The 11,892-nt window shown below is 59.4% G+C and carries 10 protein-coding genes; 1 reads left to right on the top strand and 9 read right to left on the bottom strand.

Going from position 1 to position 11,892, the window contains the following annotated elements:
* The first annotated feature begins 80 nt into the window (after positions 1–80).
* Complete coding sequence (locus ACOYXE_RS21375) at positions 81–2,333, top strand: glycoside hydrolase (RefSeq protein WP_460926563.1); 2,253 nt, start codon at positions 81–83, stop codon at positions 2,331–2,333.
* A 1-nt stretch (position 2,334) separates the two neighbouring features.
* Here the strand turns inward: ACOYXE_RS21375 and ACOYXE_RS21370 are convergent, their stop codons facing one another.
* The 9 genes from ACOYXE_RS21370 to tcyN form a co-directional block, all read right to left on the bottom strand.
* Positions 2,335–2,961 carry a class I SAM-dependent methyltransferase gene (locus tag ACOYXE_RS21370; protein ID WP_460926562.1) on the bottom strand — a complete coding sequence of 209 codons (627 nt, stop codon included), beginning with the start codon at positions 2,959–2,961 and terminating at the stop codon, positions 2,335–2,337.
* A 168-nt stretch (positions 2,962–3,129) separates the two neighbouring features.
* On the bottom strand, positions 3,130–3,774 hold the full coding sequence (locus ACOYXE_RS21365) for a methionine ABC transporter permease (RefSeq protein ID WP_034151854.1): 645 nt from the start codon (positions 3,772–3,774) through the stop codon (positions 3,130–3,132).
* The gene (locus ACOYXE_RS21360) at positions 3,764–4,885 is read right to left on the bottom strand and encodes a methionine ABC transporter ATP-binding protein (protein ID WP_460926561.1); all 1,122 of its coding nucleotides are present in this window, start codon (positions 4,883–4,885) and stop codon (positions 3,764–3,766) included. Before ACOYXE_RS21360 ends, ACOYXE_RS21365 begins: the two co-directional genes overlap by 11 nt.
* Before the next feature lie 2 nt (positions 4,886–4,887).
* A complete protein-coding gene (locus ACOYXE_RS21355; RefSeq protein WP_160054728.1) occupies positions 4,888–5,697 on the bottom strand; it encodes a MetQ/NlpA family ABC transporter substrate-binding protein in 810 nt (269 codons plus the stop codon).
* Positions 5,698–5,815: 118 nt separating this feature from the next.
* Entirely contained in the window at positions 5,816–7,174 is a 1,359-nt protein-coding gene (locus tag ACOYXE_RS21350; protein ID WP_405122520.1) for an LLM class flavin-dependent oxidoreductase, read from the bottom strand.
* Positions 7,174–8,367 carry an SfnB family sulfur acquisition oxidoreductase gene (locus ACOYXE_RS21345; RefSeq protein ID WP_460926560.1) on the bottom strand — a complete coding sequence of 398 codons (1,194 nt, stop codon included), beginning with the start codon at positions 8,365–8,367 and terminating at the stop codon, positions 7,174–7,176. The genes ACOYXE_RS21350 and ACOYXE_RS21345 overlap by 1 nt, the downstream gene beginning before the upstream one ends.
* 25 nt (positions 8,368–8,392) lie before the next feature.
* Positions 8,393–9,634 carry an SfnB family sulfur acquisition oxidoreductase gene (locus ACOYXE_RS21340; RefSeq protein WP_160054733.1) on the bottom strand — a complete coding sequence of 414 codons (1,242 nt, stop codon included), beginning with the start codon at positions 9,632–9,634 and terminating at the stop codon, positions 8,393–8,395.
* A 268-nt stretch (positions 9,635–9,902) separates the two neighbouring features.
* Positions 9,903–10,667: a hypothetical protein gene (locus ACOYXE_RS21335; protein ID WP_160054735.1), complete on the bottom strand. Its 765-nt coding sequence runs from the start codon at positions 10,665–10,667 to the stop codon at positions 9,903–9,905.
* A 473-nt stretch (positions 10,668–11,140) separates the two neighbouring features.
* A complete protein-coding gene (gene tcyN / locus ACOYXE_RS21330) occupies positions 11,141–11,890 on the bottom strand; it encodes an L-cystine ABC transporter ATP-binding protein TcyN (protein ID WP_077570187.1) in 750 nt (249 codons plus the stop codon).
* Between the last annotated feature and the right edge of the window lie 2 nt (positions 11,891–11,892).

Genomic DNA, 11,892 nt, shown 5'->3' with positions numbered 1-11,892 from the left:
TACACCTTTGGGAACGGTCTGACTTACAACCGTGATGCATTGCGTTACCGTCCTTCCTCCATGTGGAGGAGGGACGCCTGATGTCGACGGTCACTTGCTGGCTGCGCCAACTGCTGTTAATGGCCGGCTTGTGCCTGTCGCCCGCATCGCTGGCTGAAACGCTGCTGCAAAACCCGCTGTGGCGCGTACAGCTCGACCCCGCAACCCTCGCTGTGCGAGCTACTCCGGCCAACGGCGCGACTGTGCAGGCCTCGACGGGTGTCGCCGCGCACAGGGTCAGCAACCTGGTGCAACGCGACAATCGCGTCGAATGGCAATGGGACGATGGCGCCTGGTCACTCAGCGTTGATCTCGATCAACGCGACCTGAGCTTCTCGATCACCGCAGGCGCCGCGTCTGAACTTGAGTTCTTGCGCCAGCCCGGCAATGCCATGGGCAAGGGCCTGATCTGGCCCTTGGCCGAGGGGCATTATGTGCCGCGCGGCGATCCGGTGTGGCAGACGTTTCTGGTGAGTCAAGGGGTGCTCAATGCCACTCAGGATATGAGTCTGCCGATCTGGGGTGTCGAGCATGAGGGATTCAGTCTCAACTGGTTGCTGACCAACCCCTACAACAAGCAACTGCTGTTCAGCGCTGAGGGCGATACGCTCGCGTTGTCGGTGCGGCATCAATTCACCTCACTCAAGCCGTCGACAGCGCTGACGTTCAGCCTGTTTCTGGGTGACGCCGAGCCGCTGGCCGGTGCCAAGCGCTATCGACAATGGTTGATCGACACCGGTCGTCACGAAAGCCTGAGCCGCAAGCTTGAGAAAACACCGGCGTCGCGAAAGCTGTTGGGCGCCAGTCATGTCTACCTGTGGGGTAACGATCTGCTGGGGCAAAAGGATGTGCGGAACTGGCCGGCGTTGCTTGGCAAGTTGCGCGGCCAGAGCCAGCTTGCCGGTGCTTTGCGAGGCGCGATGGAGCGTGAGGCCTTGCAGCTGCTCGCCCACCAAACGGTGCTCAATCGTTATCAGCAAGGTGTGCTGCTGCGCAGCCTCAATCGGGCGCTGAACACTCAGGCGCGCAAAACCTGGCAAGCCCGCGCGGTGCCGGACATGCAGGCACTGGTCAACGGCTACGCCGCTCTGCGCGGGCAATTGTCCCGCGAATTCGCCGGTGCCGTCACAGCCAATCCCGAGCAATGGGGCAACACCTTGTCGCTGGATACCATTGAGCAATTGCAAAACGCCGGGCTGTCGCGCTTGTGGCTGGGTCTTGGCGAGGGATGGGAGGGCGGGCTCTGGCATCCCGAGGCGGTTCGAGCAGGCGTGCAGGCCGGTTATCTGCTTGCGCCGTATGATTCTTACGAGACGGCGCTGAGTCGGGATGAGAATCCGGACTGGACCACCGCGCATCTAGGTGACACGGCTTACCGCGAGTGCGCCATCGTGCTGGAAAATCGCACGATGAAAAGCGGCTTTCAGCAATCGGGTCATTACACCGACCCGCGTTGCGTGCGCCCTCTACTGGAGAAACGAGTCAAAGCGGTCAGCGCCGCCGCCGGTTTCAACAGCTGGTTTCTCGATGCCTACGCCACAGGCATGTTGTTCGACAGCTACCGCGCGGACGCCCCCATGACGCAGGCGCAGAATGCCGTGGGCAACGTCGCGGCGTCGCGCTGGATCAACGAAACGCTGCAATTGCCCAGCGGCTCCGAGGATGGCAATGCGACAACGGCTCAAGGCGTGCTGTTCGCCCATGGCATGCAGACACCGGTGATCGGTTGGGGCGATGCCGACATGAGTAAAAAACCGGATTCCGAATACTTTGTCGGCAAGTGGTTTCCGCCGGAGCAACCGGCCCTGTTCTTCAAATCCGTGCCAATAAAGGAACCGTTGCGGCGCATTCACTTTGATCCGGCCAGCCGTGTGCCGCTTTATCAAGCGGTGTTCCACGGTTCGCTCATCACCACTCATCACTGGTTGTTCGACAGCCTTAAACCGAGCAACACAAGGGTGGAGAACGAACTGACGCAATTGCTCTACAACGTGCCGCCGCTGTACCACCTGAGTGCGGCAACGCTGGCGCAGCGACTGCCGCTGATGGCCCGTCAGGACGCATTCTTCCGTCCGCTGCATGAGCGCCTGGCGACGCAGGCGCTGACTGGTTTCCAATGGCTGAGCGAAGATCGGCAGGTGCAGCAGACTTCATTTGAAGACGGCACTCGGCTGCTGGCCAACTTCGATCCAGCCCAGCGTGAAGTGGACGGCCAGACCTTGCCCGGCGAGAGCATCACTGTGCTGCTGCCGGAAGGTACCGTCAGCCACTACCGGGGGCAGGCAACTCTCTGACTCAGCCTTTGCGCCAGACGCTGGCCAACCACGGCTGCTGCTCGCGCGGCAGGCCGGCGGGACGGAAGTAGTGTTCCAGTTCGACGAATCCGGCGCGGGCAAGCAGCCCGCGCCAAGCCTCAAGATCGTGATACGAGCCATAGCGAGGCCCGTTCCAGCCCTCACGATTATCCCCACGCGGATTGGAGCTGAACAACACGCCACCTGGTTTCAACGCACCGTGCAATTGCTTCAATACCCGTGGCAATTCCTGCAACGGCACGTGAAAAAGCACCGCATTGGCAAAGATCCCGTCGAAGCGTTCAGCCGGCAGATCGAGCTTCAGAAAGTCCTGTTGCAGCACCTCGCAACCACTGTCCTCACGGGCCATTCGCGCGAACTCTTGGGAACCGTCCAGCCCGACGGCGATGTGACCCATACGCGTAAACGTCTGCAAATCCCGCCCCGGTCCGCAGCCGAAATCCAGAACCGTGAACGGCACCGTGCCTTGAATATGCCGCAGCAACGCATCGATGTTCTGGCTGACATCGTGGTCGCGGGTACCTTCACGGAAGTCTTCGGCCACCGAGTTGTAGTGGCCGAGGGTGGTGGCGGTGATCTGTTCGAGATCGGTGGGGGTCTGCTTCATGGTGGGGATACGCGGGCAATTGGGGTTTGCCGAATATACGCCATGAAGCGGGGCTGCTGCGCAACCCATCGCTAGCAGGCTCACTCCTACATTTGAAATGCGTTCCCCTGTAGGAGTGAGCCTGCTCGCGATAGCGGTTGTGAAGTTGCTACATGAGCCCGGCCCGGCTCAGCGCTTGTTCAATCCCCGCGCCAACCGATCCCCACCCAACTGAATCACCGCCACCAACGCCACCAGCAACACAATCACCGTCAGCATGATCTGGCTGTCAAAGCGTTGATACCCATAGCGGTAGGCGATATCCCCCAACCCGCCAGCGCCAATCGCCCCGGCCATCGCGGAAGAGTTGATCATCGTCACCAATGTGATAGTGAACCCGCCGACAATCCCCGGCAGCGCCTCCGGCAACAGCACATGCCAGACAATGTGCCAACGCCGGCAACCCATCGCCTGCGCGGCTTCGATCAAGCCATGATCAACCTCGCGCAGACTCACTTCGGCAATCCGCGCAAAGAACGGAGTTGCCGCAATCGTCAGTGGCACAACGGCGGCCCACACGCCGTAGGTGGTGCCGACAATCAACCGGGTAAACGGAATCAGCGCGACCATCAGAATCAGAAACGGGATCGAGCGGAACAGGTTAACGAACGCGCCCAGAGCACGGTTGAGTACCGGCGCTTCATAGATCCCGCCCTTGTCGCTGGTGACCAGAATCACCGCCATGGGAATCCCCACCAGCAACGCGATCAGCGAGGACACGCCGACCATCAGGAACGTGTCGATAAAACCCTGCAACAAGCGATCAAACCACATAACCCACTACCTCCACTCGCTGCGCCCACGGTGCGGCGCGCTCGCGCAATTGTTCGGCGCTGAGCGCTGAGCCGCTGACGGCCAATAACAGTTGCCCCAATGCATGACCCTGAATCCGTTCTACGCCGCCCTGCAGCAACTTAACCCGGCCACCTAGTGCCGCGAACAGTGCCGCCAGATCCGGCTCATCACTGGCGCTGCCGGTGAACTGCAAGCGCAGCACCACAGCGGCGTCGGAGGATGGCGGCTGCGCGTGCAAGCGGCTCTGCAATTCCTCCGGCAACGCGTGTTGCAGCGGTGCAAGCAAGGTTTGGCTGACCTCGTGCTGCGGATTGCCGAACACTTCCCAGACCGGGCCTTGTTCGACAACCTGTCCGTGTTCAAGCACGACAACGCGGTCGCAGATTTCGCGGATCACTGCCATCTCATGAGTAATCAGAACGATGGTCAGGCCCAGGCGTTGGTTGATCTCGCGCAGCAGGCCGAGGATCGACTGGGTGGTCTCTGGATCGAGCGCCGAAGTGGCTTCGTCGCAGAGCAAGATATCCGGGTCATGCACCAACGCGCGGGCGATGCCGACACGCTGTTTCTGCCCGCCGGAAAGCTGCGCCGGATAAGCCTTGTGCTTTTCTTGCAGGCCAACCAGTTCGAGCAGTTCGCGCACCTTTTTCTCGCGTTGTTCTTTCGGCACACCCGCGACTTTCAGTGGCAGTTCGACGTTCTGCCAAACGGTCTTGGTCGACATCAGATTGAAGTGCTGGAAGATCATGCCGATGCGCCTGCGTAGCGCTACCAGACGGTCTTCATCGAACTCGCCGATGTCGACCTGATCGATCAGCACTCGCCCCGAGGTCGGTTGTTCCAGACGATTGATCGTACGGATCAGCGATGACTTGCCAGCGCCGCTGCGGCCGATGATGCCGAACACTTCGCCGCGCTGAATCGCCAGATCGATGCCTTGCAGCGCCGCGACCGGGCCTTGACGGCCGTTGTAGGTTTTACCCAAGCCGATGAAACGTACGTGGGCGCGATTCAACTCGGGGTGCAGCTCGGTTTTTTCAGCATTGTGTTGCTCTGGAATCTCCAGTCGCCGTTGGATCGCGGCCGTCATGCTCAGCTTTCCCAACCGGCTTGATACAGCTTGCCGTGGGCTTTATCCAGCGCCGCACGAACGACCGGCGAATGCTGGTAAATGTCGACGAATTTGATCAGGCGCGGATCGGTTTTGCTCTTCGGCTGGATGACGAACTGAATCACGTATTCCTTGTGGTCGAGACCGTCGAACAGCAGTGCCGAACCGGCATCGAAGGTCTTCGCCAGACGAATGTAGGCAGGGTAACCCTGGACCAGATCAGCGTCGTCGTAGGCGCGCACCAGTTGCACTGCTTCGACCTGGAGGATTTTGATTTTCTTCGGATTTGCGACGATATCGTCTTCTGTAGCCTTGTAGCCGACGCCCGGTTTCAGCGTGATCAAACCGGCCTTGGCCAGCAGTTGCAGACCGCGACCGCTGTTGATCGGATCATTGGCGATGGCGACGCTGGCGCCTTCTGGCAGCTGATCGAAGCTTTTGTATTTTTTCGAGTAGAGGCCGACGTTGTTGATGATCCCCGGGGCGAATGGCACCAGATCAAAACCCGACGCGGCTTTGGCGTTCTCCAGGAACGGGATGTGCTGGAAGTAGTTCACGTCGATGTCGCCGGCGGCGAGGCTGACGTTCGGTGCGATCCAGTCAGTGAATTCCACCAGTTCGACTTTCAGACCCTGTTTGGAGGCCTCTTCGACGGCGGCTTCCAGCGGGATGGCGAAGGCGGCGGTGGTGCCGATTTTCAGGGGGGCGTCGGCGGCGAAAACGGCCGAGCTGAACAGGCCGAGGGCCAGGGCCAGTGCTTTGACTGGGTGGGACAGGCGTTTTTTGGTCATGTGAGTTTTCCAGTCAGTGCATAAATTTGTGGTGTATTGGATGGCCTCATCGCGAGCAGGCTCGCTCCCACAGGGGAAATGCATTCCAAATGTGGGAGCGAGCCTGCTCGCGAAGCTTTTAGCGGCGAAATGCGGAACCCGTATGTTGCTCAGGTAGCTGCGCTTCACCTTGAAACAGCTTCTCGCGCAAGCTGCCACTGTCGTACGCAGTCTTGTACGACCCGCGCCGCTGCAGCTCCGGAATCACCAGCTCAATAAAATCGACATAGCTCTCCGGCGTAACAATCCGCGTCAGGTTGAAGCCATCAAGGCCGGTCTCGGCGATCCATGACTCCAGCTCATCCGCTACTTGTTCAGGCGAACCGACCACGGTGATGTAACGTCCACCGAGGGCGTGCTGTTCAAGCAGCTTGCGCCGGGTCCAGTCGTTGTTCTGCAGGTTCTTGGTAGCCGACTGAATGGCGTTGCTCTTCACGTACTGGATCGGTTCGTCGATTTCGTACAGGGAAAAGTCGATGCCGGTGGAGGCGGAAAAATGCGCCACGCCGGCCTCGGCGCTGGCGTAGCTCAGGTATTCGGCGTGCTTGGCCCATGCGGCCTCTTCGGTCGCGCCGACTATGACGTTGAGGCCCATGAACACCTTGATGTCCTCGGGGTTGCGTCCCGCTTCGACGGCACTGGCGCGCACCTTGTCGACCTGAACTCTGGTCGACGGTTTATTCTGGCCGCTGATGAATACACACTCGGCGTGACGCCCGGCGAAGAGCAAGCCGCGATCGGAACTGCCGGCCTGAAACAGCACCGGCGTGCGTTGTGGCGAAGGTTCACAAAGGTGATAACCCTCGACCTGATAAAACTCGCCCTTGTGCTCGACCTTGTGCACTTTTTCCGGGTTAGCGTAGATCCGCTGCTCGCGGTCGTTGAGTACGGCGCCGTTTTCCCAACTGCCTTCCCAAAGTTTGTAGAGCACTTCCAGGTACTCGTCGGCCTGGTCATAGCGGCGGTCATGTTCCACCTGTTCGCTGAGGCCCATGGCTTTGGCGGCGCTATCGAGATAACCGGTGACGATGTTCCAGCCCACGCGACCACGGCTCAGATGATCGAGCGTGGACATGCGCCGGGCGAACAGATACGGCGGTTCGTAGGTGAGGTTGGCGGTCAGGCCGAACCCCAGATTTTTGGTCACGGCAGCCATGGCTGAAACCAGCAACAACGGGTCGTTGACCGGCAACTGGATCGACTCTTTCAGCGGGACGTCGACCGAGTTCTGATAGACGTCATACACACCGACGATGTCGGCAATGAACAAGCCGTCGAACAGCCCGCGCTCAAGCAATTGCGCCAGTTCGGTCCAGTATTCGAGGGTGTTGTAGCGCGTTGAGGTGTCGCGCGGATGCGTCCACAAGCCGTGGTTGATGTGGCCGATGCAGTTCATGTTGAACGCATTGAGCAGGATCTTCTTTTTCGCCGCGCTCATCAGATCGTCCCTCGCAACGGAGGGTTTTCGTCATTGAGGTAGTAGTTGCCCACCGCGTGATATTTCCAGCGCACCGGGTCGTGCAAGGTGTGCACGCGGGCGTTGCGCCAATGACGGTCGAGGCCGTGCTCGATCAGCGTGGCCTGGCTGCCGGCCAGTTCGAACAATGTGCTGCCAGCGGTGAGGGAAATTTCAGTGCTGATCGCGCGGGCTTCGGCGACGGCAATCGATGCGGCGGCGACAGTTTCTGCATTGGTCTCGGCTTGTGCGGCGTCGAGGAATTCGCCGGCACGTTCGAGCAAGGCTTCGGTGGCGTGTAAGCGAATGCTCAAGTGGCCGAAGCTCTTCAACGTCAGCGGGTCTTCGGTGGCTTTGTCGTTGCCGGAATCGATCCACGGGCGCGTCTTGCTGCGTACGAAGTGCAGGGCGTCTTCGTGAGCGGCGCGGGCGATGCCGGTGTCGATGGCGGCGTGAAGGATCTGCGCCAGCGGGCCGACGGTGGTTGGACGTTCAAAGGCGCTTTGAAACGGCAGCACGTCTTCAGCCGCGACGTACACGTCTTCGAACACCACCGAACCGCTGCCGGTGGTGCGTTGACCGAAGCCGCTCCAGTCGTCGATCACGGTCAGGCCTTTGCTGTCGCGGGGGACGAAGGCCAGTTGCTGCACGCCGTTTTCATCAACTACTGAGGTCGGAATGCGCTGCGCGTAAATCGCGCCGGTCGCATAGAACTTGCGACCGTTGATGCGATAGCCGTCACCGTCGCGTTTGAGACTGGTGACGCGGTCGTGAGCGGTTTTTGTGCCCAGTTCAGCCAGGGCATTACCGAAGCGCTGGCCGGCGAGCACTTCACCATACAGCCGTTGTTTTTGCGCATGGCTGCCGTTTACGCGCAGCACTTCCAATGCATAAAAATGGTTCTGCGGAATCTGTCCGAGCGAGCCGTCGGCCTGGGCGATCAGGGCAATGACTTTGGCCAACGTCACGTTGGAAACGCCAGCGCCGCCGTACTCCTTGGGCACGCTGATGCCCCACAGACCGGAGCGGGAAAATACCTCGAGCTCCGGCAGTGGCAAGCGTCGCTCACGGTCGCGCAGGGCGCTGTCGCGTTTGAAGTCTTCGGCCAGGTCGCTGGCGACGATCAGGGCTTGCTCATCGCTGGTGATGACCGCGACGTGATGGGAAAGCGTCATGTTTTTCTCCAGATGTCTGGTCGTCTCAGATCCAGGAATGGCGAGCCGGTAAAGTGCCGTTGAGGCGATAGGCGCCGACCGCGTGATATTTCCAGCGCACCGGGTCATGCAACGTGTGCACGCGGGCGTTGCGCCAGTGCCGGTCGAGATTGAATTCGGCGAGGGTCGCGCGGCTACCGGCCAGTTCGAACAGCTTTTCGCTGGCGAGCAAAGAAATTTCGGTGGTCAGTACTTTCGCTTCGGCCACGGCGATCGAAGCGCGGGCGGCGGATTCGGCAGTGAGCGGTGCAGCGTGCACTTGATCGAGAACTTGCCCGGCCTTGCGCAGCAGCGCTTCGGCGGCGTGCAGTTCGATTTTCAGTTTGCCGATGTCGGCGATCACATAGAGGTCATCGCTGGCGCGATCAACCTTGGCGTCGATCCAAGGCCGCGCGCGGGTTTTGACGAACTCGATGGCGTCATCAATGGCGCCACGGGCGATGCCGGCGTCGATCGCGGCTTGAATCAGTTGCGATACCGCGCCTTGGGTGTTCGGGGTTTCGTTGATCTTCCAGTTGTCGACCACCAGGCTCGACTCTACGCGCACGTTGTTCAGCAGAATCGTACCGCTGGCGGTGGTGCGCTGACCGAACCCTGACCAGTCGTCAACGATGCGCAGCCCCGGCGTGCCGCGGCGGACGAAGGCCAGCACTTGCTTGCCGTCATCGTTGAGCGCTTTGACCGCAACCCAGTGCGCAAACAGCGCGCCGGTGGAGTAAAACTTCTGGCCATTGATCACGTAATCGTCGCCGTCGGCTGTGATCCGCGCTTTCAATTCCAGGGTGTTTTTTGTGCCGCGTTCCGGGCCGGCATTGCCGATCCGCCAGCCTTCCAGAACGCTCTGGAACAGCTGTTTTTTTTGCGCTTCGGTGGCGCTGCCGAGCACCAGATTGATGATGCCGAACTGGTTTTGTGGAATCTGTCCCAGCGCCGGATCAGCGGCGGAAATGATCGCGAACACCTCGGCCAGGGTGACGAATGAAACCTGCGGGCCACCGTATTCGCGCGGGATGGCGATGCTGCCTAAACCACTGCGGGTGAACTGTTCGATTTCCGACCATGGCAGCTTGCGCTGACGATCGCGTTTGGCGGCCTGCACGCGGGCGACTAGCGCCAGCTCATGGGCGGCCTTGATGGCTTGGGCGTCGTTGCGCAAAACCTGCGCGGGCAACAACAACGGGGCGATGTCCAGATCCGACTGGACGTTTGCGTCTGCCAGACTGGACATCAGTGCCGCTCCTTGGCTGCACGCAATGCCCTGGCGATCTGCACTGGGGTGATTGTGTTCCGGACCATACTACCTACCTCACATCTCATGAAAAACGCCGCAAAATTGCGGCGAACGAAAGAATGTCCGGTGGTCCGGTTCATATACCCTAAGCGTGTATAAATATTAAATAAACTAACTTTTAGGAATATGCATAGAAGGGGTGATGATCGGGTTGGTTAAGAATTTTCGGGTAAGGGTGTAGGGGCCCCTTACCCGCTGAAGAGGATCAATCTTTACGTGATTCGGCAGCCATGAGTTCTGGCTTGAAGGGGACTTTCAGATAAGGGTTTGCACAGCCGATCTTCAATGTACGCGGTGGTGCCCAGCGTGAGTTATTGCCCACCCGATCGAGAATGCAATACGTCACATCCAACCGCAGATCCTCACCCGCTTCGACAATCACCGATGGCGGTACCCAGACCTGAATCGGTAACCCGATATCCGCTGGCGTGATCGGCGCCAGATCCATGCGCACATCACCCCAGCGCAAGGTAATGGCGTCGTCCTCGGCCATGTTCAGATACGGTTCGATGGTCAGTGGCACGCCGCGTTTGATCTGGTTCGGGTTCACGCCCTGACGGCGAATGGCGTCGGGGATAGCCACGGGGGCCAACTGCTGGTTTTCGTCGCCGCTGAGCACTGAAGGTTGCCCGCCGGGACAGTCCAGTTTGACCTGCACACGCGTTGTCGCCGATAACGCCGGGCCCTGACCGACCTGCATCACCCGATAGTGAATGCGTGCGGTGCCGTTGGCGATGAAACTCTCGGGCACCCGCAGGCTGACGGCCATGCCGACATCGTCCCCCGTCAGCACCCTGGAGGCGACATAGCATTTGTTCCAGAACAGCTCGATGAGGTCTCCGCTATCCATATCGGGATAGGGCGACACCTCGACCAACAGATGGGCGGCGGCGGTCAGATTAATGCCGGTTTTTTGCGCTGGCGCCAGGGTCGGCGCTGCCAGTTCGGGGGTGTGCGAAGTGCGGGTCATCGATTTCTCTCCTTGAAGCCTTGCAGCGAAGTCCGTTTCTGAAAGAACAAAAGGCGTGAATAAACCGGCAATAAAACTTTGAACTTTTATTCAAGTTGAATACGGAGTTATTAAACTAAGTGATACCGGTTGCTGACTAGATAAGAGTGTGCGGCGTGGGGTGTCAATAGAGGAGGTTAGTTAATCCGTGAATTACGAATTAATCAGAAGTTTCCTACGTTGATGCAGCCAAATGCCTAAGTGCTTAGGAGAAAAGGGCCACGGAACTCAGGGCTTTTTGGCATTTTTCACGTAGATTTATTTGACCGCTGTCGTGCCGGATGGCGCGGGTTTCGGGCGGGCATTATCTGTTGCAGAACTTATATATGCACTGCTTCGGATATATTTTGTCTAGGTCGGACGACGGGTTGGGGTGGAAGTTTTATAAAGGTAACTTCCATCCGTGGAAGTTGCCGGTGACGCCATGAAAGTTCTCAGGCGTGATTCAGAAACTTGCTGAGGAACTGCTGCGTGCGTTGTTCTTTCGGATTGGCAAACAATGCTTTGGCTTCGCCTTGCTCGACGATCACGCCCTTGTCGAAGAACACCACACGGTTGGCCACGTCGCGGGCAAACCCCATTTCGTGGGTGACGATCACCATGGTGCGTTTCTCTTCGGCGAGGCCACGAATGGTCGCCAGCACCTCGCCGACCAGTTCCGGGTCGAGGGCCGAAGTCGGTTCGTCGAAGAGAATCACTTCCGGCTCCATCGCCAGCGCTCTGGCTATCGCCACGCGCTGTTGCTGACCACCGGAGAGACGACGCGGATAAGCGTCTTCCTTACCGGCGAGTCCGACCTTGGCCAGCAGCTTCTTGCCCAGAGCAACCGCCTCTTCGCGCGGTATCTTCTTGACCACGATCGGGCCTTCGATGACGTTCTCAAGCGCCGTGCGATGGGGGAACAGGTTGAAGTTCTGAAAGACGAAGCCAACGTGCTGGCGCAGGTTGCGCACCAGACTCTGCTGCTGATTCAGCGGGCGGCTGGTATCGATTTCGATATCGCCGACCTTGATCCGGCCGCTGGTGGGTTGTTCAAGGAAATTCAGGCAGCGCAGGAACGTCGTTTTCCCCGAACCGCTTGGGCCGATGATCGCGACGACTTCGCCTTCCTTGACCTCCAGGTCGATGCCGTTGAGCACGACCTGACCCTTGAATTGCTTGGTCAGTTTTTCCACGACAATCATCG

It is taken from the genome of Pseudomonas sp. MC6 (assembly GCF_054790575.1).
This window is presented reverse-complemented; position numbering and strand designations above follow the sequence as displayed.

What these genes read in the sequence shown, in the direction of transcription:
- ACOYXE_RS21375 (WP_460926563.1), top strand. Translation starts at nt 81, where the DNA reads ATGTCGACGGTCACTTGCTGGCTGCGCCAACTGCTGTTAATGGCCGGC.
- ACOYXE_RS21370 (WP_460926562.1), bottom strand. Translation starts at nt 2,961, where the DNA reads ATGAAGCAGACCCCCACCGATCTCGAACAGATCACCGCCACCACCCTC.
- ACOYXE_RS21365 (WP_034151854.1), bottom strand. Translation starts at nt 3,774, where the DNA reads ATGTGGTTTGATCGCTTGTTGCAGGGTTTTATCGACACGTTCCTGATG.
- ACOYXE_RS21360 (WP_460926561.1), bottom strand. Translation starts at nt 4,885, where the DNA reads ATGACGGCCGCGATCCAACGGCGACTGGAGATTCCAGAGCAACACAAT.
- ACOYXE_RS21355 (WP_160054728.1), bottom strand. Translation starts at nt 5,697, where the DNA reads ATGACCAAAAAACGCCTGTCCCACCCAGTCAAAGCACTGGCCCTGGCC.
- ACOYXE_RS21350 (WP_405122520.1), bottom strand. Translation starts at nt 7,174, where the DNA reads ATGAGCGCGGCGAAAAAGAAGATCCTGCTCAATGCGTTCAACATGAAC.
- ACOYXE_RS21345 (WP_460926560.1), bottom strand. Translation starts at nt 8,367, where the DNA reads ATGACGCTTTCCCATCACGTCGCGGTCATCACCAGCGATGAGCAAGCC.
- ACOYXE_RS21340 (WP_160054733.1), bottom strand. Translation starts at nt 9,634, where the DNA reads ATGTCCAGTCTGGCAGACGCAAACGTCCAGTCGGATCTGGACATCGCC.
- ACOYXE_RS21335 (WP_160054735.1), bottom strand. Translation starts at nt 10,667, where the DNA reads ATGACCCGCACTTCGCACACCCCCGAACTGGCAGCGCCGACCCTGGCG.
- tcyN (WP_077570187.1), bottom strand. Translation starts at nt 11,890, where the DNA reads ATGATTGTCGTGGAAAAACTGACCAAGCAATTCAAGGGTCAGGTCGTG.